Raw genomic sequence first — 20,493 nt, forward strand, 5'->3', positions numbered from 1 at the left:
CCTTCCTGGCAGACGAAATCCATTCGACGTGTTCTATAATGCGCCCTGAGTTTTCACACCACAGGCAAAACGATCATGACGCAGGATGAACTGAAAAAAGCAGTAGGATGGGCCGCTCTCCAGTACGTACAGCCAGGGACCATTGTCGGTGTTGGTACGGGGTCAACGGCGGCGCACTTTATCGATGCACTGGGCACGATGAAGGGGCAGATCGAGGGCGCGGTTTCCAGCTCCGATGCGTCCACGGAAAAGCTGAAAAGCCTCGGCATTACCGTTTTCGATCTCAACGAAGTGGATCGTCTGGGCATTTACGTTGATGGCGCGGATGAAATCAACGGCCATATGCAGATGATCAAAGGCGGCGGCGCGGCGCTGACCCGCGAAAAGATCATCGCCTCCGTGGCGGACAAGTTCATCTGCATCGCGGATGCCTCCAAGCAGGTCGACATTCTGGGTAGTTTCCCGCTGCCGGTTGAAGTGATCCCAATGGCGCGCAGTGCGGTTGCCCGTCAGCTGGTGAAGCTAGGCGGCCGTCCGGAATACCGTCAGGGCGTGGTCACCGACAACGGTAACGTCATCCTCGACGTTCACGGTCTGGAGATTCTCGACGCGATTGCCCTGGAAAACGCTATCAACGGCATTCCTGGCGTCGTCACCGTAGGGTTATTTGCCAACCGCGGCGCGGACGTGGCGCTGATCGGTACGGCTGACGGTGTGAAAACCATCGTAAAATGATCTGACGGGGGGAGTGCTCCCCCCGCTAAAAAATTTTTGAAAAGCTAAATTTGGTGACTTGTGTCACGCTTTTCCGCCTCTTTTGCCGATCCTGCCACGTTTGTAAATTTCCTCAGCATTTTACTCTGTCATTTTGCCCTGTATGACTTTTCTTCAGAGTGCCGACGCAAACGTTCATATTGCTGCAATAGTTTTTTTTGATATGTTGGCTACAGCGGATTTCAATCCAGCACAACATCAGTTCAGATAAAAACAGGGTCGGGGAAATGGCAAAGGTATCACTGGAGAAAGACAAGATTAAATTCCTGCTGGTCGAGGGCGTGCACCAGAAAGCGCTTGATAGCCTTCGTGCGGCGGGTTACACCAACATCGAATTTCACAAAGGCGCGCTGGACACGGAAGAGCTGAAAGCCGCCATCCGTGATGCCCACTTCATTGGCCTGCGATCCCGTACCCACCTGACTGAAGACGTGATTGCCGCGGCAGAAAAGCTGGTTGCTATTGGCTGCTTCTGCATCGGCACCAACCAGGTCGACCTGAACGCTGCCGCAAAACGCGGTATCCCGGTCTTTAACGCCCCGTTCTCCAACACCCGTTCCGTGGCGGAGCTGGTAATTGGCGAACTGCTGCTGCTGCTGCGCGGTATCCCGGAAGCTAACGCCAAAGCGCACCGCGGCGTGTGGAACAAACTGGCCGCGGGCTCATACGAAGCCCGTGGTAAAAAGCTGGGCATCATCGGCTACGGCCACATTGGTACCCAGCTGGGGATCCTCGCGGAGTCGCTGGGGATGCACGTCTACTTTTACGATATCGAAAGCAAGCTGCCGCTGGGTAACGCGACGCAGGTACAGCATCTTTCTGACCTGCTGAACATGAGCGACGTAGTCAGCCTGCACGTGCCGGAAAACGCCTCCACCAAAAACATGATGGGCGCGGAAGAGCTGGCGCTGATGAAGCCGGGCTCTCTGCTGATCAACGCCGCGCGCGGTACGGTGGTCGATATCCCTGCGCTGTGCGATGCCCTGAAGCGTAAGCATCTGGCGGGGGCGGCCATCGACGTGTTCCCGACGGAACCGGCCACCAACAGCGATCCGTTTAACTCTCCGCTGTGCGAATTCGACAACGTGATCCTGACGCCGCACATCGGCGGTTCTACTCAGGAAGCGCAGGAGAATATCGGCCTGGAAGTGGCGGGTAAGCTGAGCAAATATTCCGACAACGGTTCAACGCTCTCTGCGGTGAACTTCCCGGAAGTCTCTCTGCCGCTGCACGGCGGTCGTCGTCTGCTGCACATCCACGAAAACCGTCCTGGCGTGCTGACCGCCATCAACCAGATCTTTGCCGAGCAGAGCGTGAACATTGCTGCCCAGTACCTGCAAACCAACTCGCAGATGGGTTATGTGGTTATTGATATTGAAGCCGATGAAGATGTTGCCGAGAAAGCGCTGCAGAGCATGAAGGCCATACCGGGGACAATTCGCGCGCGTCTGCTGTACTGATACGTGCGGTCTGTGGTGTCGGGTGGCGGCTGCGCCTTACCCGACCTACGTTGAGGTTTTGTAAGCCGGGTAAGCGTAAGCGCCACCCGGCTTTGTTCTACCAGACCCAGATTTTGCCGGGCGTCACCACCGCCGGCAGCGGCACATCCCACTTCTCCACCGGCAAGGCTTCTACAGCCTGGCAATCATGCGCATAGCCGACCGGCTGCAGCCCGTACTGCTGCCAGTTTTGCAGGGTTCTGTCATAGAATCCCCCGCCCATGCCTAAACGCTGACCCTGTTCATCAAACGCCACCAGCGGCGTAATCAGCACGTCCAGCTCGGACAGCGGTAATACGTCGCGCACGTCGAGTTTCGGCTCGGTAATTTTCAGACGATTTACCACCAGCTCGCTGTGCGGGTGGTAGTGCAGAAACAGCAAATTACCCTGGCTAAACGGATGCAGTACCGGCAGGTAAACCTTTTTTCCGGCGCGCCAGAGCTGGTCGATAAGCGGTTGGGTATCCAGCTCGCCATCAAACGACAGGAACAGAGCGACCGTGTTGGCCATCACCACAGGCGGATACGCCATCATGCGGGCGGCGGCCTGCTGCGCAAAGTGTGCTTGTTGTTCGGACGTAAGTGCGCGACGACGCTGGCGAATGAGCTGACGAATATCCTGGCGTGAGGCAGAAACTTCAGGGAATTGAGTCATGGTAGTAGGTAGAAGAAGAAAGAGGGAATCTCCGAGATGCCGCCGCAGGCTGTAACCCTTGAACCCTTGGTTCAAGGTGAATGTGTCGTCATAGTTTTAAGGCTTCTCGGACGAACCGAGCATGCTCACCAACCATGGAGCGCCACATTCTTGTGGTATGAAATATCGGCTCAGGGGACTGGCCCGCTTGCGAACATCTCAGAGAAATTTTGTCTTCACAGTTACTCTACCATAGTCAACTGAGAAGTGTTATTCAAACTTTGGTCCCGGTCTTTCGGGATTGCGACCTTGATCAAGCAACGCCTGTTCAATGGTCTGCTGGAGCATTTTAATGCGCTGCTCCATGCTAGCCGCGTAGTCGCGGGTCTTCGCTTTTTCCTGAGTCAGTTCATAGCTGATGTTCAACGCGGCGATGAAAACCAGCTGCTCAGTATTTGTGACTCTAGTGCGTTCTTTTAGATCTTGCAACCGCTGATTCAAATCGTCCGCAGCCTGATTCAAAGCATCCCTTTGTTCAGGCGGACAATTCACTCGCAGTGAACGGCCAAAAATCTGGAGATCGACGGGTTGTGCAGACATGCCACCTTCCTGCTGATTGACTGCGCTGCCTTCGCTTACTGCCCCGGGGGCTGCGAAGGGGCGACACTATAGCTACCCTGATGTGAAGATACAAGCCCTTTTCTGGTATCACCAGGGTCCAAAGTGGTAGCATATCATGAATATCCTCCCTTTGATGACGAATGCGTATGTCTATACAGAACGAAATGCCTGGTTACAAGGATTTAAACCAGTTACTGAACCAGCAGGGAGTCGGTCTTACCCCTGCCGAAATGCACGGTCTGATCAGCGGCATACTGTGTGGCGGAAACAGCGACAGCTCATGGCAGCCGCTGATTCACGACCTCACGAACGAAGGGCTGGCGTTTGGCCACGAACTGGCGGAAGCGCTGCGAAAAATGCACGCGGCAACCAGCGATTCGCTGGAAGACGATGGCTTCCTTTTTCAGCTTTATCTGCCTGAAGGCGACGATGTCAGCGTCTTCGATCGCGCCGATGCGCTCGCGGGGTGGGTAAACCACTATCTGCTTGGCCTGGGCGTCACCCAGCCTAAGCTTGATAAGGTCACCGGCGAAGCGGGTGAAGCGATTGACGATCTGCGCAACATCGCCCAGCTTGGCTACGATGAAGAAGAAGATCAGGAAGAGCTGGAGATGTCTCTCGAAGAGATCATCGAGTACGTGCGCGTGGCGGCGCTGCTGTGCCACGACAATTTCACGCGCTCGCAGCCGACCGCGCCGGAAGTTCGCAAGCCAACCTTACATTAAGAAAAATAACGCACAGGAGGGTGTCATGGTTATCTCGCAACAAGAGTATTTGCGCCGTCGTCAGGCGCTGCTGGCAAAGATGCAGCCGGGCAGCGCGGCGCTGATTTTTGCCGCGCCCGAAGTGACGCGCAGCGCCGACAGCGAATACCCCTATCGCCAGAGCAGCGATTTCTGGTACTTCACCGGCTTTAACGAGCCGGAAGCGGTGCTGGTGCTGATTAAGAGCAATGACACCCACAACCACAGCGTGATTTTTAACCGCGTACGAGACTTAACCGCTGAAATCTGGTTTGGCCGCCGCTTAGGGCAAGAGGCCGCCCCGGAAAAGCTGGGCGTTGACCGCGCGCTGGCGTTTAGCGAAATCAACCAGCAGCTCTATCAGCTGCTTAATGGCCTCGACGTGCTCTACCACGCGCAGGGCGAATACGCCTACGCCGATGAGATTGTTTTTAACGCGCTGGAAAAGCTGCGTAAAGGCTCGCGGCAGAATCTGTCCGCGCCCGCGACCCTCACGGACTGGCGTCCAGTGGTGCACGAGATGCGTCTGTTCAAATCGGAAGAAGAGCTGAACGTGATGCGCCGCGCGGGCGAAATCAGCGCCCTGGCGCACACCCGCGCGATGGAAAAATGTCGTCCCGGAATGTTCGAATACCAGCTGGAAGGCGAAATTCACCACGAATTTAACCGTCACGGCGCGCGCTTCCCGTCCTACAACACCATCGTTGGCGGCGGGGAAAACGGCTGCATTCTGCACTACACCGAAAACGAAAGCGCGCTGCGCGACGGCGATCTGGTGCTGATTGACGCCGGTTGCGAATATCAGGGCTACGCGGGCGACATCACCCGTACCTTCCCGGTGAACGGCAAATTTTCGCCGGCGCAGCGGGCGATTTATGACATTGTTCTCGAATCGCTTGAGACGGCTCTCACGCTGTATCGCCCTGGCACCTCCATTCAGGAGGTGACCGGTGAGGTGGTGCGCATCATGATTACCGGGCTGGTTAAGCTTGGGATCCTCAAAGGGGATGTCGACACCCTGATTACCGAGAATGCTCACCGTCCGTACTTTATGCACGGCCTGAGCCACTGGCTGGGGCTGGACGTGCACGACGTGGGCGCGTACGGCCCTGAACGCTCGCGCGTGCTTGAGCCGGGCATGGTGCTGACCGTCGAGCCGGGTCTGTACATCGCGCCGGATGCCGACGTGCCAGAGGAATACCGCGGAATTGGCATTCGTATTGAAGACGACATCGTCATTACCGAAACCGGCAACGAAAACCTGACCGCGAGCGTGGTGAAAAAAGCGGACGATATCGAGGCGCTGATGGCAGCGGCGCGCGTATGAGCGTGATTATCGTTGGCGGCGGCATGACCGGCGCCACGCTGGCGCTGGCCATTTCGCATTTGACGAAGGGCCAGCTTCCGGTGCATCTGGTTGAAGCCGTCGCGCCGCAGGCGAAGAATCACCCTGGGTTTGATTCCCGCGCCATTGCCCTGGCGCAAGGAACCTGCCAGCAGCTGTCGCGCATTGGCATCTGGCAGGCCATCGCCGACTGCGCCACCGCCATTAATACCGTGCACGTGAGCGATCGCGGCCATGCCGGGTTTGTGACGCTGGATGCCCACGATTACCGTATTGACGCGCTGGGTCAGGTCGTTGAACTGCACGATATTGGCCTGCGCCTGTTCCGCCTGCTGCAGGACGCGCCGGGCGTTACGCTGCACTGCCCGGCACGCGTTGCCAGCTTTACCCGCAGTGAAGACGCGGTCAGCGTAACGCTGGACAATGGCACCGTGCTTGACGGACAGCTTTTGGTTGCGGCTGACGGGTCGCGCTCGGCGCTCGGCACCCAGTGCGGCGTAGAGTGGCGGCAGCAGCCTTACGGGCAGGTCGCGGTCATTGCGAACGTCTCGACCGCAGCAGAACACAACGGCCGGGCGTTCGAGCGCTTCACCCGGCACGGCCCGCTGGCGATGCTGCCGATGACGGACGGGCGCTGCTCGCTGGTCTGGTGCCACCCGCAGGATAAGGCCGAAGAGGTTAAGTCCTGGTCCGACGAACGTTTTTGTACCGAGCTGCAGAAAGCCTTTGGCTGGCGGCTGGGGCGTATTACCCATGCCGGAAAACGTGCGGTCTATCCGCTGTCGTTAACCACGGCATCACAGTCTGTTTCTCACCGCGTGGCGCTGGTTGGCAACGCGGCGCAAACCCTCCACCCCATTGCCGGTCAGGGCTTTAACCTCGGCCTGCGGGATGTGATGAGCCTGGCAGAAACGCTTTCGCAGGCGTGGAGCGAACAAAAAGACTGCGGTGCATATTCGGTGCTAAGCCATTACCAGACGCGACGCCAGGCCGATAAAGAGGCGACAATTGGCGTCACCGATGGTTTAGTCCATCTCTTTGCCAATCGCTGGGCGCCGCTGGTTGCCGGTCGCAACCTCGGGCTGATGGCGATGGAACTGTTCATTCCGGCACGTGACGTGCTGGCGCAGCGGACCCTGGGTTGGGTCGCGCGTTAAGGAGTTATCACCGTGCATAATGTTGATGTTGCCATCGTTGGCGGCGGAATGGTTGGGCTGGCGCTGGCCTGTGGATTACAGGGCAGCGGCCTGCGCGTGGCCGTACTGGAGCAAAAGCAGCCTCAGCCCGTCGCGCCTGATGCCCCGCCGGAACTCCGCGTGTCGGCGATTAACGCGGCCAGCGAAAAGCTGCTGACGCGTCTCGGCGTCTGGTCAGATATCATCGCCCAGCGCGCCAGCTGCTATCACGGCATGGAAGTGTGGGACAAAGACAGCTTTGGCCATATTGCCTTTGATGATGAAAGCATGGGCTATAGCCATCTGGGCCATATTATTGAGAATGCGGTGATCCACCACGCGCTGTGGCAGAAAGCAGAGCAGTGCAGCGACGTGACGCTGGTAGCGCCTGCGCAGATCCAGCAGGTGGCATGGGGCGAAAACGAGGCGTTTATCACCCTGCAAAGCGGCGACATGCTCACCGCGCGTCTGGTGGTGGGTGCCGATGGCGCCAACTCCTGGCTGCGTAATAAAGCCGATATCCCGCTGACGTACTGGGATTACCGCCATCATGCGATGGTGGCGACGATCCGTACCGAAGAGCCGCACGGCGGCGTGGCGCGGCAGATTTTCCACAACGACGGTATTCTGGCGTTCCTGCCGCTTGCCGATCCGCACCTGTGCTCGATTGTCTGGTCCCTGGTGCCGGAGAAAGCCCAGCAGATGCAGGAGACGACGCCGGAGACCTTTAACCAGGCGCTGTGCGTGGCGTTTGATAACCGCCTTGGCCTGTGCACGCTTGAAAGCGAGCGTCAGGTGTTCCCGTTAACCGGCCGCTACGCGCGCCAGTTTGCGGCGCACCGTCTGGCGCTGGTGGGCGATGCGGCCCATACCATTCATCCGCTGGCCGGGCAGGGCGTTAACCTCGGCTTTATGGACGCGGCGGAGCTGGTCGAGGAGCTGCGTCGTCTGCATCGTGAAGGTAAAGATATCGGCCAGCATCTGTATCTGCGTCGCTACGAGCGCAGCCGCAAGCACAGTGCGGCGATGATGCTGGCAGGAATGCAGGGCTTCCGCGAGCTGTTTGCCGGGGCAAATCCGGCGAAAAAACTGCTGCGCGATATCGGCCTCAAGCTGGCCGACACCCTTCCCGGCGTCAAACCTCAACTTCTTCGCCAGGCAATGGGTCTTAACGATCTTCCCGACTGGTTACGCTAATCTCGATCCCCGTCACACTTTATTTTCCCGGCCTCTGCGCCGGGAAAATTCCCTCGTTTGAAATATTCTAATTCCACGCCATTTTTCGCATTAGATATTCTCATGTCATGATTTTTACGTGACGGAAATTCGGCCCATTTTTCCGCACGAAATATCACCATGTGCTAAATCCTGTTAGATCATTGTTAATTTTGTGCGGGGTTAATCGCATTTTTCCAGTGAATAACTCTGTAGGCTTTTCAGCGTTTTTTGGTCATAAGCTAATGTGATGACCCGTTTTACCTTATGGTTAACCGCCGGTTTCGGTGGTAAGTTCAGGTAAAAGAGAACGTTTGCGTCGGCATTCGGGAACGAGGCCGATACCGGGTTTCACGGTGAATTTTTCAACGAGGACAAGATGGCTCAACAGACTCCTTTGTACGAACAGCACGTGTTATGCGGCGCCCGCATGGTGGACTTCCATGGCTGGATGATGCCGCTGCACTACGGCTCGCAGATTGATGAGCACCACGCGGTGCGCACCGATGCCGGTATGTTCGACGTGTCCCACATGACGATTGTCGACCTGCGCGGAAGCCGCACCCGGGAGTTTTTGCGTTATCTGCTGGCAAACGACGTCGCCAAGCTGAAGGCTCCGGGCAAAGCGCTCTATACCGGCATGCTGAATGCCTCGGGCGGCGTGATTGATGACCTTATCGTCTACTACTTCACCGAAGATTTCTTCCGCCTCGTTGTAAACTCCGCCACCCGCGAAAAAGACCTCTCCTGGATCACCCAACACGCCGAACCTTATGCCATCGACATCACCGTCCGTGACGATCTGTCGCTGATCGCCGTGCAGGGGCCGAACGCGCAGGCAAAAGCCGCGTCTCTGTTTAACGACGAGCAGCGCAACGCCACCGAAGGCATGAAGCCGTTCTTCGGCGTGCAGGCGGGGGATCTGTTTATCGCCACCACCGGCTATACCGGTGAAGCGGGCTACGAAATTGCGATGCCGAACGAGAAAGCTGCCGATTTCTGGCGCGCGCTGGTGGAAGCGGGCGTGAAGCCTGCGGGTCTGGGCGCGCGCGATACGCTGCGTCTTGAAGCGGGGATGAATCTCTACGGTCAGGAGATGGATGAAGGGGTTTCTCCGCTGGCGGCCAACATGGGCTGGACCATCGCGTGGGAACCGGCTGACCGTGATTTCATTGGCCGTGAAGCGCTGGAGATGCAGCGCGAGAAGGATACCGAACAGCTGGTTGGCCTGGTGATGAAGGAAAAAGGCGTGCTGCGCGGCGAACTGCCGGTGCGTTTTACCGATGCCGACGGCAATCCTCGCGAAGGCGTGATCACCAGCGGTACCTTCTCCCCGACGCTGGGCTACAGTATTGCACTGGCACGCGTGCCGGCGGGCATTGGCGACACGGCGGTGGTACAAATCCGCAACCGCGAAATGCCGGTCCACGTGACCAAACCGATTTTTGTTCGCGCCGGTAAGCCGGTCGCCTAACTATTTTTATCAGGAGAACTTCAATGAGCAATGTGCCAGCAGAACTGAAATACAGCAAAGAACACGAGTGGCTGCGCAAAGAGGCGGACGGCACTTACACCGTAGGGATCACCGAGCACGCGCAGGAGCTGCTGGGCGACATGGTGTTTGTTGACCTGCCTGAAGTGGGCGCAACCGTCAGCGCGGGCGATGACTGCGCCGTGGCGGAGTCCGTCAAAGCGGCATCCGATATCTACGCACCGGTAAGCGGCGAGATTGTTGACGTGAACGACGCGCTGAGCGACTCCCCGGAACTGGTCAACAGCGAGCCGTATGAAGGCGGCTGGATCTTCAAGATCAAAGCCAGCGACGAATCTCAGGTTGCCGCGCTGCTGGATGCGACCGCGTACGAAGCACTGTTAGAAGACGAGTAAGCCATTCTCCCTCTCCCCTTTGGGGAGAGGGAGAAAACACATTCACTGCACGTTTCAGGAACCATCGCTCATGACACAGACTTTAAGCCAGCTTGAAAACCGTGGCGCCTTCATTCAACGTCACATTGGGCCGGATGCTCAGCAACAGCAGGAGATGCTGAAGACGGTTGGCGCGGATTCATTAGACGCACTGATCGGCCAGATTGTGCCAAAAGACATCCAGCTTGCCACGCCGCCTCAGGTGGGGGAAGCCACCACGGAGTTTGCCGCGCTGGCGGAGCTGAAGGCTATCGCAGGCCTGAACAAGCGCTATAAGTCTTACATTGGCATGGGCTACACCAACGTGCAGCTGCCGCCGGTTATCCTGCGCAACATGCTGGAAAACCCGGGCTGGTACACCGCTTACACCCCTTATCAGCCAGAAGTCTCCCAGGGGCGTCTGGGAGCGCTGCTGAACTTCCAGCAGGTTACGCTGGATCTGACCGGTATGGATATCGCCTCCGCCTCTCTGCTGGATGAAGCGACCGCGGCTGCCGAAGCGATGGCGATGGCAAAGCGCGTCAGCAAGCTGAAAAATGCCAACCGCTTCTTCGTGGCGGCTGACGTGCATCCGCAGACGCTGGACGTGGTGCGCACCCGCGCGGAAACCTTCGGCTTCGACGTGATCGTCGACGACGCCGACAAAGTGCTGGATCATCAGGACGTCTTCGGCGTGCTGCTTCAGCAGGTGGGTACCACCGGCGAAGTTCACGACTACGGCGCGCTGATTGCCGAGCTGAAATCCCGCAAAGTGGTTGTCAGCGTTGCCGCCGATTTTATGGCGCTGGTGCTGCTGACCGCGCCGGGCAAACAGGGCGCGGATATTGTATTCGGCTCCGCGCAGCGCTTCGGCGTGCCGATGGGCTACGGCGGCCCGCACGCGGCGTTCTTCGGCGCGAAAGATGAATTCAAACGCTCCATGCCAGGCCGTATCATCGGCGTGTCAAAAGATGCTGCCGGTAACACCGCGCTGCGCATGGCGATGCAGACCCGCGAGCAGCATATCCGCCGCGAGAAAGCGAACTCCAACATCTGTACTTCCCAGGTCCTGCTGGCAAATATCGCCAGCCTGTACGCCGTGTTCCACGGTCCGGCTGGACTGAAGCGCATTGCCAGCCGCATTCACCGCCTGGCCGATATTCTGGCCTGCGGCCTCCAGCAGAAGGGCCTCAAGCTGCGCCATGCTCACTACTTCGATACCCTGTGCGTGGAAGTGGCAGACAAAGCGGCCGTGCTGGCGCGTGCGGATGCAGCAGAAATCAACCTGCGCAGCGACATCCACAATGCGGTCGGCATTACGCTGGATGAAAGCACCGCCCGCGACGATATCCTGAACCTGTTCAAGGTGCTGCTGGGCGACGCACACGGTCTGGACGTTGATACGCTCGACAAAGAGGTCGCGCTCGACAGCCGCTCCATTCAGGAAAGCATGCTGCGCAATGACGCGATCCTGACTCACCCGGTGTTCAACCGCTACCACAGCGAAACCGAGATGATGCGCTATATGCACTCTCTGGAGCGCAAGGATCTGGCGCTGAACCAGGCGATGATCCCGCTGGGCTCCTGCACCATGAAGCTGAACGCCGCGGCAGAGATGATCCCGATTACCTGGCCTGAATTCTCCGAGCTGCACCCGTTCTGCCCGCCAGAACAGGCGGAAGGCTATCACATGATGATTAACCAGCTTTCAGACTGGCTGGTGAAGCTGACCGGTTACGACGCGCTTTGCATGCAGCCGAACTCCGGCGCGCAGGGTGAATACGCGGGCCTGCTGGCGATCCGTCAATATCACGAAAGCCGCAACGAAGGTCACCGCGATATCTGCCTGATCCCAAGCTCCGCCCACGGCACCAACCCGGCCTCAGCCCAGATGGCGGGCATGGAAGTGGTAGTGGTGGCGTGTGATAAGAACGGCAACATCGATCTGGCCGATCTGCGTGCGAAAGCCGAGCAGGCGGGCGACAAGCTCTCCTGCATCATGGTGACCTACCCGTCCACCCACGGCGTGTACGAAGAGACCATCCGTGAAGTGTGTGAAGTGGTGCATCAGTTTGGCGGTCAGGTTTACCTCGACGGCGCGAACATGAACGCTCAGGTGGGGATTACCTCTCCGGGCTTTATCGGCGCGGACGTGTCGCACCTGAACCTGCACAAAACCTTCTGCATTCCGCACGGCGGCGGCGGCCCGGGCATGGGACCAATCGGCGTGAAGGCGCACCTGGCGCCGTTTGTGCCGGGCCACAGCGTGGTGCAGATTGAAGGCATGCTGACCCGTCAGGGTGCGGTCTCTGCGGCACCGTTCGGTAGCGCATCAATCCTGCCAATCAGCTGGATGTACATCCGCATGATGGGCGCGGAAGGGCTGAAGCAGGCGAGCCAGGTGGCGATCCTCAACGCCAACTACATTGCGACTCGCCTGAAGTCTGCCTTCCCTGTGCTCTATACCGGCCGCGACGGTCGCGTGGCGCACGAGTGCATTCTGGATATTCGTCCGCTGAAAGAGCAGACCGGCATCAGCGAGCTGGATATCGCCAAGCGTCTGATCGACTATGGCTTCCACGCGCCAACCATGTCGTTCCCGGTTGCGGGGACGCTGATGGTGGAGCCGACCGAGTCTGAAAGCAAAGCCGAGCTGGACCGCTTTATCGACGCGATGCTGGCCATCCGCATGGAGATCGACCGCGTGCAGGACGGCGAATGGACGCTGGAAGATAACCCGCTGGTTAACGCCCCGCACACCCAGCACGAGATGGTGGCAGAGTGGAACCACGGTTACTCCCGCGAACTGGCCGTCTTCCCGGCAGGCGTGGCAAACAAATACTGGCCGACCGTGAAGCGTCTTGATGACGTCTACGGCGACCGTAATCTGTTCTGCTCCTGCGTGCCGATGAGCGAATACCAGTAACATTGTTGGTGTAGTAACACAGGCCGGGTAAGGCAAAGCCGCCACCCGGCTTTTTTATTGGGAGAAGAGAATGGCAATTGCACTTGTCACCGGCGCGAGCCGGGGCATTGGGAAAGCCACCGCGCTGCAGCTGGCGCGCGAAGGCTACACCGTGGCCGTGAACTATCACCACAACATTAAAGCCGCGAGGGACGTGATCAAACAGATCGTTGAGGCCGGCGGCAAAGCGTTTGCCGTGCGTGCGGACATCAGCGATGAAGCTCAGGTGCTGGCGATGTTTGACAGCATCGATCGTGAAGGTGAGCCGCTTCGCGCGCTGGTCAATAATGCGGGCATTCTGTTTGAGCAATCCACCATTGAGAATCTGTCCGCAGAGCGCATTAACCGCGTGCTGGCGACCAACGTCACGGGCTACTTTCTTTGCTGTCGTGAAGCGGTGAAACGCATGTCCATCAAGCATGGCGGCAAGGGCGGGGCGATTGTGAATGTGTCATCCGCCGCTTCTCGTCTGGGCGCGCCGGGTGAGTATGTCGATTACGCTGCTTCTAAAGGCGCGGTAGATTCCCTGACCACCGGGCTATCGCTGGAGGTGGCGGCGCAGGGCATTCGCGTGAACTGCGTGCGGCCTGGGCTGATTTATACCGATATTCACGCCTCCGGCGGGGAGCCGGGGCGGGTTGATCGGGTGAAATCGCTGCTGCCGATGCAGCGCGGCGGCCAGCCGGAAGAGGTGGCACAGGCAATTGTCTGGCTGCTGAGCGAGAAGGCGTCGTACGTAACGGGCAGTTTTATCGAGCTGGCTGGCGGGAAATAAACCCCTCACCCTAACCCTCTCCCCAAAGGGGAGAGGGGATCACGGCGTTAAAGTTTCTCGCCGTTGCTGGCAATCACGCCTTTATACCATTCGAAGCTTTTCTTACGGGAGCGGGACATGTCGCCCGTGCCATCGTCGTGCTTGTTGACGTAGATAAAGCCGTAGCGCTTGCTGTACTGGCCGGTGGTGAACGACACGCAGTCAATGCAGCCCCACGGCGTATAGCCCATCAGATCCACGCCATCGTGCGTGACGGCTTTGATCATCTCTTCCACGTGGGCACGCAGGTAGTCGATGCGATAGTCATCGTTGATGCTGCCGTCTTCTTCCACCTTATCGTAGGCGCCAAAGCCGTTTTCCACGATAAACAGCGGCTTCTGATAACGCTCGTAAAGCTCGCACAGGGAATAACGCAGGCCCACCGGGTCAATCTGCCAGCCCCAGTCGGACGCCTTCACGTGCGGGTTCGGCACGCTGCCTTCAAAGCCGGAAATGGCGTCACCGGTGCCGCCTTCCGCCTTCACCGCGTTAGTCATGTAGTAGCTGAAGCCTAAATAGTCGCAGGTACCTTCACGCAGGATCTCCTCGTCGCCCGCCTCCATTTTGATGGAGAAGCCGCGGCGCTCCCACTCGTTCAGTACGTAGGACGGGTAGTAACCGCGCAGTTGGACGTCGGTAAAGACATAGCGCTCGCGCATGGATTCCTGGGCGAACATCACGTCTTCCGGCTTGCAGGAGAACGGATAGAGCGCAACCATGGCCAGCATGCAGCCGACTTTCATCTCCGGGTTGATGCGGCGCGCGGCTTTTACCGCCAGGGCGCTGGCCACAAACTGGTGGTGCAGCACCTGGTACATGGTCTCTTCCGGGTTTTCATGTTCGGTATAGACCACGCCCGAGCAGCAGTAGCCGAACAGCGGTGCGCGCCAGTTACGCTGGTTATTGATTTCGTTGAAGGTCATCCAGTATTTGACCTTGTTTTTGTAGCGCTCGAAGACCACTTCCGCGAAGCGCACAAAGAAATCGACCACTTTGCGGTTGGTCCAGCTACCGTACTCCTGCACCAGGTGCAGCGGCATTTCGAAGTGGGAGAGGGTGATCACCGGTTCGATGTTGTACTTCAGCAGCTCATCGAACATGTCGTCGTAAAATTTCAGCCCTTCTTCGTTTGGCTGCGTTTCGTCACCTTTCGGGAAGATGCGCGTCCAGGCGATAGAGGTACGGAAGCACTTGAAGCCCATCTCGGCAAACAGCCTGATGTCTTCTTTGTAGTGCCCGTGGAAGTCGATGGCCTCGTGGTTTGGGTAGTATTTACCCGGCACCACCTCCTGCGTGATTTCGCGCGGCACGCCGTGTGCGCCGCCGGTCAAGACGTCGCAAATGCTTGGCCCTTTGCCGCCTTTGTTCCAGCCGCCTTCAACCTGGTGAGCGGCAACCGCACCGCCCCATAAAAAATCTTTTGGTAAGGTTAATTTTTTCATCGCTGCTATTCTCAATAAATGGCTTATTGGCATTGAGTCTAGCAAAGCGAAATTGAATGTCACGATATAACAATTTGCGGAAATTGTGATTTGTCACATCAAAAAAACAGGGTGTTTTATTCCGTCAGCTTCTTCGCCAGCTTGCGTCCGAGAGATTCCAGAATATAGATAACGGGAATTTGCGTGGTGATATCGTAGACGCCGCCAATTCGCGTCTGGGGAACGTGCCAGGAGAGATTAAAGTCCGCCAGTTTTGCCAGACGCGAGTGCTCGTGGCTGGTAATGGAGAGCACCTTGCAGTGATGCAGGCTGAACTGGCTGGCGAAGCGCAGGATCTCCTCGGTTTCACCCGAGACGGAGAGCACGATGGCCAGCGCATTTTTCGCCATATCATTGGTGACCGGGAAATAAGGGTCATCAATATGATTACTGAATTTACCAATATTCGAAAAGAAACGTGCGCCATATTTCGCCAGTGAGCCTGAGGTTCCCGCCCCGACAAATATAATGCGCTCGGAAGAGAGAATGATATTTACCGCGTCATTTAATAGCGCATCGAACTCCTCATTATTCACGCTTTTAAAGAAGCTGATAATTTCGCTGGCGCCGAAATTCGCCTGCTGAGGCTCGTTCTGCTCAAGATAGAGCTTAAAGCGCACGCGAAATTCAGAATACCCTTCGCAGTTGAGCTTGCGGCAAAAGCGCAGGATGGTGGTGGTTGAGACGCCGGCCGCATCCGCCAGCTCGCGGATGGTCATGTACATCACTTTGTCTCGGTTTTTGATGACATAGTTGTAGACCATCATTTCCAGGTTATTGAGACTGGCAATGGCGGAGTGGGTGAACATACTCACAGTGGCAAAACTCTCATTCAGACCTCATTTATCCATCATATCACGCAGCCAGACGGCAGGAGCCAATTTTATGCTATTGATTAGTAACGCTTAAATTTTTATGTGAACAAATGTCAGGTGAATTATTTGTATATGTTTTTGATTTTTATTATAAAAATTTACGTTAAAATTATTTTAGCTAACAGGTGTTCACTGGAATCATTCTCAGTTAGCATAGTCATGCGATGAATAATCATCTTTAGTTTTCCCGGAGTTTTGTATGGCGAGCAGACCATTAATCGCACAGGGATATTCGCTGGCTGAGGAAGTAGCCAACAGCATCAGCCACGGCATTGGCCTGGTGTTTGGGATTGTCGGTTTAGTGTTATTGCTGGTACAGGCGGTGGATACCAATGCCAGCGCGATGGCCATTACCAGCTATAGCCTGTATGGCGGAAGCATGATCCTGCTGTTCCTGGCATCGACGCTCTATCACGCGATTCCGCATCAGCGGGCCAAAATATGGCTTAAGAAATTTGACCACTGCGCTATCTATCTGCTGATTGCGGGTACCTATACGCCTTTCCTGCTGGTGGGGCTCAATTCACCGCTGTCGCGCGGCCTGATGATTGTTATCTGGAGCCTGGCGCTGCTGGGGATCCTGTTTAAGCTGACCATTGCGCACCGGTTTAAAGTGTTGTCGCTGATCACCTATCTGACGATGGGCTGGCTGTCGCTGATTGTGGTGTATCAGCTGGCGATTAAGCTGGCGGTCGGCGGGGTAACGCTGCTGGCGGTGGGCGGTGTGGTCTACTCGCTGGGCGTCATTTTCTACGTCTGCAAGCGCATCCCATACAACCATGCCATCTGGCACGGCTTTGTGCTGGGCGGCAGCGTGTGCCACTTTTTGGCGATTTATTTGTACGTGGGGCAGGTGTAGTTTTTCCCACCGTGCGGGCGGTGGCCCTCACCCCGGCCCTCTCCTACAGGAAGAGGGTGGACACCAAAACCGTAGGCCCGGTAAGCGCAGCGCCACCGGGCGATACAGCATCACTCTTCCAGTGAATACGGCAGCGGCTCAATACTCAACGTATTGGCGTCGTCGCGCACGCGGAACACGCTGTCCGCTTCCATGTCGTTGTTCATTACAGCCTGTACCAAAAGACGGCCATCGTCCAACTGGACGGCGGCTAACACGGTACCGGTGCGGCGCCAGTTCTCACCCATCTTCAGCTCTAAGTCTTCACCTGCTTCCGGTACGCGGCTGGCATGGCCTGCCAGTGTCCATAGCGCGCGTTTGTTTGCCCCACGGAATTTTGCCCGCGCGACCATCTCCTGACCGGTGTAGCAGCCTTTTTTAAAGCTGATGCCCCCCAGCGCCTGCAGGTTAGTTGCCTGAGGAATAAACTGCGCGCTGTTGGCTGCGTCAATGACCGGCAGCCCCGCTTCGATGTTAAGCGCCAGCCACTGCTGGCTGTTGTTGAGCTGCGCTTCGCCGCGCAGCGCCTCGGTCACGCGTTCGGCTGTTGCGGCATCCGTGACTAACAGGAAGCGCTCTGCCGGGTGTTCAAACCACAGGATGGAGGTCGCGCCCTCGCTGACCACCAGTTTTTCTGCATCCGGCAGTTCAGCAAACAGGTTTTTCAGCGCCGCACGCGCCTGGAAGCCCGCCACGCCCAGCAGAACATGTTCGTCGTCCGGGGCGATGGTGACTTTGGAAAAGACCGCGTATTTTTTCAGCTCTTTGAGCTGCGCATCGCGCAGGCTGCGGCGCTCAATAAAGGCAAAACCGTCCTGACGGCGGAAGAGACGCAGGTTGCTCCACATTTTGCCTTTAGGATCGCAGTGCGCGGCCAGCAGATGCTGGTGTTCAGTCAACTGGGCGACATCCGCGGTGACCTTACCCTGCAGGTATTTTTCGGCGTCGGCGCCGGAGAGGGTTGCCAGCGCCCAGTCATCAAGAGAAATAAGCGTCAGCGGCAGACGCGCAGAGGCGGCGGGCTGGCGAGGAGAAAATGGTGTAAATGCCATAACGGTATCCTGAATTGCTTAACGCTTTGATAATGCCTAATGGTAAAAGAGCCTGCAGGCATTGCAAGCGCTTTCAGCAGACCATTTGTGCCATAAACAGGTTATGCGTAGCGCTACGCAAAATGGTGTAATCCGCTGTCTTTGTAGGGATTATTCTGGAAGCCAGCTCGTCGATCGCAATATTCCAGTAATGAAACGGTCAAAAACACGTTACACTAGCTGGTGTCCCCGTAGAGAAATTAAGAACAGAAAACGGGGTACCGACTGTGCCAAACGTAATGCAGGAACCTGAACATGGATATTAACAACAAGGCCCGTATTCACTGGGCATGCCGTCGCGGCATGCGTGAACTTGATATTTCCATCATGCCTTTCTTCGAATATGAGTACGACAGCTTAAGCGAGGATGATAAGCGTCTGTTTGTTCGCCTGCTCGAGTCTGACGATCCGGATTTATTTAACTGGCTGATGAACCACGGCAAACCCGCCGACACCGAGTTGCAACGGATGGTGCAATTAATTCAAACACGGAATCGGGAACGTGGTCCTGTGGCAATCTGATCTTCGCGTCTCGTGGCGCTCGCAGTGGATGTCTTTGTTGCTCCACGGTCTGGTTGCGGCCATCGTGTTACTCATGCCGTGGCCGCTCAGCTATACGCCGCTGTGGCTGCTATTACTTTCGTTTGTTGTTTTTGACAGCGTACGTAGCCAGCGCCGCATTAACGCGCGTCAGGGCGAGATTAAACTGCTGATGGATTCCCGCCTGCGCTGGCAGGGAAAAGAGTGGGATATTCTCGGTGTGCCCTGGATGCTTAACGCCGGGATGATGTTACGGTTACGCAAAGTGGGGGGCGGACGTTGCCAGCACCTGTGGCTGGCGGCGGACAGTATGGACGCATCAGAATGGCGGGATCTGCGCCGGATGTTGCTGCAACAGCCGACGCAGGAGTAATGCGCCTTAGCTGAATTTTTCTGCCATTTCGCCGAGGATCTGCTCGCACCAGGCCTGCAGGCGCTCGTCGCTGAGATCGTACTGATTGGTTTCATCCAGCGCGAGCCCCACAAACAGCTCGCCGTCGGCAATAATCGGTTTTTTACTGGTGAATTCATACCCTTCGGTTGGCCAGTAACCGATAAACGCCGCCCCTTTTGGTGCCAGCTTGTCGTGCAGCATGCCGAGTGCGTCCAGGAACCATTCGCCGTAGCCTAACTGGTCACCCATGCCGTACATCGCGATAATTTTACCGTCGAAATTGACTGAATCGAGCCGATCCCAGATGGCTTCCCAGTCTTCCTGTATCTCACCAAAATCCCAGGTTGGGATGCCGAGGATCAGCACGTCGTACTGCTCCATCAGCGCGACCGCGTCATCTTTCAGGTTATGCAACGTCACCAGTTCCGGGCCAATGATGTCGCGAATTTTCTCTGCCGCCATCTCGGTGTAGCAGGTGCTGGAACCATAGAACAGACCAATATTCATCGCGTAACTATCTCAATTCATGCTTTGACTTTGCGCGTAGTGTACCAGAAACCGGTCGCAATCAGGCATAATGGCCTGACTGCAAAATCAAAGGGGCTGATGTGGAAAAGGATCTCGCACTCGTTGAACAGTTTCTCGACGCGCTTTGGCTGGAGAAAAATCTGGCCGAGAATACCCTCAGTGCCTACCGGCGCGATCTCACCATGCTGGTGGAGTGGCTGGCGCGTCGGGCGCTATCGCTTGCGAGCGCGCAAAGCGACGACCTGCAGGCGCTGCTCGCTGAACGCGTAGAAGGGGGGTACAAAGCCACCAGCTCTGCACGCTTGCTCAGCGCAATGCGTCGGCTTTTCCAGCATCTTTACCGGGAGAAGATTCGCGAAGACGATCCCAGCGCGCTGCTGGCGTCCCCGAAACTCCCGCAGCGGCTGCCGAAAGATCTCAGCGAAGCACAAGTTGAGAGATTATTACAGTCACCGGCTGTTGACCTGCCGCTGGAGTTACGCGATAAAGCCATGCTTGAGCTATTGTATGCTACCGGCTTGCGCGTTTCGGAACTGGTGGGCCTGACGATGAGCGACATCAGCCTGCGTCAGGGCGTGGTGCGCGTCATCGGTAAAGGAAACAAGGAAAGGCTGGTTCCGCTGGGAGAAGAGGCGGTTTACTGGCTGGAGACGTACCTTGAGCATGGCCGCCCCTGGCTGCTCAATGGCGCATCTATCGACGTCCTGTTTCCGAGCCAGCGCGCGCAGCAGATGACGCGGCAAACGTTCTGGCATCGCATCAAGCATTACGCCACACTGGCGGGTATCGACAGTGAAAAGCTTTCGCCGCACGTATTGCGTCACGCCTTCGCGACGCATCTGTTAAACCACGGCGCAGATTTACGCGTGGTGCAGATGCTGCTGGGACACAGCGATCTTTCAACGACGCAAATTTATACCCATGTCGCGACGGAACGCCTGCGGCAGCTACACCAACAGCACCACCCTCGTGCGTGAGTGCCGACAAATTGTAACA

At 57.1% G+C, this 20,493-nt stretch carries 20 protein-coding genes and 1 other RNA gene; 14 read left to right on the forward strand and 7 right to left on the reverse strand.

Translation table 11 applies throughout. From position 1 onward, the window contains the following. Positions 1-75: 75 nt before the first annotated feature. Positions 76-735 (forward strand): ribose-5-phosphate isomerase RpiA, encoded by a 660-nt coding sequence (gene rpiA / locus OSH03_RS11550; RefSeq protein WP_022649322.1) that lies wholly within the window; start codon positions 76-78, stop codon positions 733-735. A gap of 266 nt (positions 736-1,001) precedes the next feature. After that, the gene (serA, locus tag OSH03_RS11555) at positions 1,002-2,234 is read left to right on the forward strand and encodes a phosphoglycerate dehydrogenase (RefSeq protein ID WP_041908347.1); all 1,233 of its coding nucleotides are present in this window, start codon (positions 1,002-1,004) and stop codon (positions 2,232-2,234) included. 97 nt (positions 2,235-2,331) lie between these two features. Here the strand turns inward: serA and OSH03_RS11560 are convergent, their stop codons facing one another. From OSH03_RS11560 to zapA, 3 genes are all read right to left on the reverse strand, one after another. Further along, the gene (locus OSH03_RS11560; protein WP_061097141.1) at positions 2,332-2,928 is read right to left on the reverse strand and encodes a 5-formyltetrahydrofolate cyclo-ligase; all 597 of its coding nucleotides are present in this window, start codon (positions 2,926-2,928) and stop codon (positions 2,332-2,334) included. 24 nt (positions 2,929-2,952) lie between these two features. After that, positions 2,953-3,136, reverse strand: a non-coding RNA gene (ssrS, locus tag OSH03_RS11565) — 6S RNA. Between the two features lie 41 nt (positions 3,137-3,177). Further along, positions 3,178-3,507 carry a cell division protein ZapA gene (gene zapA / locus OSH03_RS11570; RefSeq protein ID WP_006811891.1) on the reverse strand — a complete coding sequence of 110 codons (330 nt, stop codon included), beginning with the start codon at positions 3,505-3,507 and terminating at the stop codon, positions 3,178-3,180. 167 nt (positions 3,508-3,674) lie between these two features. On the opposite strand from zapA, the gene OSH03_RS11575 reads away from it, so the two are divergent. The 8 genes from OSH03_RS11575 (at position 3,675) to OSH03_RS11610 (ending at position 13,651) form a co-directional block, all read left to right on the forward strand. Then, complete coding sequence (locus tag OSH03_RS11575) at positions 3,675-4,253, forward strand: YecA/YgfB family protein (RefSeq protein ID WP_028014333.1); 579 nt, start codon at positions 3,675-3,677, stop codon at positions 4,251-4,253. Between the two features lie 31 nt (positions 4,254-4,284). Continuing rightward, the gene (gene pepP, locus OSH03_RS11580) at positions 4,285-5,598 is read left to right on the forward strand and encodes a Xaa-Pro aminopeptidase (RefSeq protein WP_151412656.1); all 1,314 of its coding nucleotides are present in this window, start codon (positions 4,285-4,287) and stop codon (positions 5,596-5,598) included. Then, positions 5,595-6,773: a 2-octaprenyl-6-methoxyphenyl hydroxylase gene (gene ubiH / locus OSH03_RS11585; RefSeq protein WP_266179102.1), complete on the forward strand. Its 1,179-nt coding sequence runs from the start codon at positions 5,595-5,597 to the stop codon at positions 6,771-6,773. Before pepP ends, ubiH begins: the two co-directional genes overlap by 4 nt. Before the next feature lie 12 nt (positions 6,774-6,785). After that, positions 6,786-7,988: an FAD-dependent 2-octaprenylphenol hydroxylase gene (ubiI, locus tag OSH03_RS11590; protein WP_266179103.1), complete on the forward strand. Its 1,203-nt coding sequence runs from the start codon at positions 6,786-6,788 to the stop codon at positions 7,986-7,988. A 397-nt stretch (positions 7,989-8,385) separates the two neighbouring features. Beyond that, positions 8,386-9,480: a glycine cleavage system aminomethyltransferase GcvT gene (gcvT, locus tag OSH03_RS11595; protein ID WP_266179104.1), complete on the forward strand. Its 1,095-nt coding sequence runs from the start codon at positions 8,386-8,388 to the stop codon at positions 9,478-9,480. Positions 9,481-9,503: 23 nt separating this feature from the next. Further along, a complete protein-coding gene (gene gcvH / locus OSH03_RS11600) occupies positions 9,504-9,893 on the forward strand; it encodes a glycine cleavage system protein GcvH (protein WP_266179105.1) in 390 nt (129 codons plus the stop codon). Positions 9,894-9,963: 70 nt separating this feature from the next. Then, on the forward strand, positions 9,964-12,837 hold the full coding sequence (gene gcvP, locus OSH03_RS11605) for an aminomethyl-transferring glycine dehydrogenase (RefSeq protein ID WP_266179106.1): 2,874 nt from the start codon (positions 9,964-9,966) through the stop codon (positions 12,835-12,837). A gap of 70 nt (positions 12,838-12,907) precedes the next feature. Further along, entirely contained in the window at positions 12,908-13,651 is a 744-nt protein-coding gene (locus OSH03_RS11610) for an SDR family oxidoreductase (RefSeq protein ID WP_266179107.1), read from the forward strand. Between the two features lie 47 nt (positions 13,652-13,698). On the opposite strand, the gene bglA is transcribed toward OSH03_RS11610, so the two are convergent. Further along, a complete protein-coding gene (gene bglA / locus OSH03_RS11615; protein ID WP_266179108.1) occupies positions 13,699-15,132 on the reverse strand; it encodes a 6-phospho-beta-glucosidase BglA in 1,434 nt (477 codons plus the stop codon). 116 nt (positions 15,133-15,248) lie between these two features. Beyond that, complete coding sequence (locus tag OSH03_RS11620; protein ID WP_028014325.1) at positions 15,249-15,980, reverse strand: MurR/RpiR family transcriptional regulator; 732 nt, start codon at positions 15,978-15,980, stop codon at positions 15,249-15,251. Positions 15,981-16,245: 265 nt separating this feature from the next. Between OSH03_RS11620 and trhA the strand changes: the two genes are divergently transcribed. After that, positions 16,246-16,905, forward strand: a complete 660-nt coding sequence (gene trhA, locus OSH03_RS11625; RefSeq protein ID WP_266179109.1) for a PAQR family membrane homeostasis protein TrhA — start codon at positions 16,246-16,248, stop codon at positions 16,903-16,905. Between the two features lie 110 nt (positions 16,906-17,015). On the opposite strand, the gene ygfZ is transcribed toward trhA, so the two are convergent. Continuing rightward, complete coding sequence (gene ygfZ, locus OSH03_RS11630; RefSeq protein ID WP_266179110.1) at positions 17,016-17,996, reverse strand: tRNA-modifying protein YgfZ; 981 nt, start codon at positions 17,994-17,996, stop codon at positions 17,016-17,018. A 294-nt stretch (positions 17,997-18,290) separates the two neighbouring features. Here ygfZ and sdhE point away from each other — a divergent pair, with 294 nt between their 5' ends. Then, positions 18,291-18,557 carry an FAD assembly factor SdhE gene (gene sdhE / locus OSH03_RS11635; RefSeq protein ID WP_014071654.1) on the forward strand — a complete coding sequence of 89 codons (267 nt, stop codon included), beginning with the start codon at positions 18,291-18,293 and terminating at the stop codon, positions 18,555-18,557. Continuing rightward, entirely contained in the window at positions 18,538-18,948 is a 411-nt protein-coding gene (locus OSH03_RS11640) for a protein YgfX (RefSeq protein WP_028014322.1), read from the forward strand. The genes sdhE and OSH03_RS11640 overlap by 20 nt, the downstream gene beginning before the upstream one ends. A gap of 6 nt (positions 18,949-18,954) precedes the next feature. Here the strand turns inward: OSH03_RS11640 and fldB are convergent, their stop codons facing one another. Next, positions 18,955-19,476, reverse strand: coding sequence for a flavodoxin FldB (fldB, locus tag OSH03_RS11645; protein WP_061097152.1), 522 nt, complete (start codon positions 19,474-19,476; stop codon positions 18,955-18,957). A 101-nt stretch (positions 19,477-19,577) separates the two neighbouring features. On the opposite strand from fldB, the gene xerD reads away from it, so the two are divergent. Then, entirely contained in the window at positions 19,578-20,474 is an 897-nt protein-coding gene (xerD, locus tag OSH03_RS11650; RefSeq protein WP_061097153.1) for a site-specific tyrosine recombinase XerD, read from the forward strand. The last annotated feature ends 19 nt before the right edge of the window (positions 20,475-20,493 follow it).

It is taken from the genome of Enterobacter nematophilus, from assembly GCF_026344075.1.
Classification (GTDB): Bacteria; Pseudomonadota; Gammaproteobacteria; order Enterobacterales; family Enterobacteriaceae; genus Enterobacter; species Enterobacter nematophilus.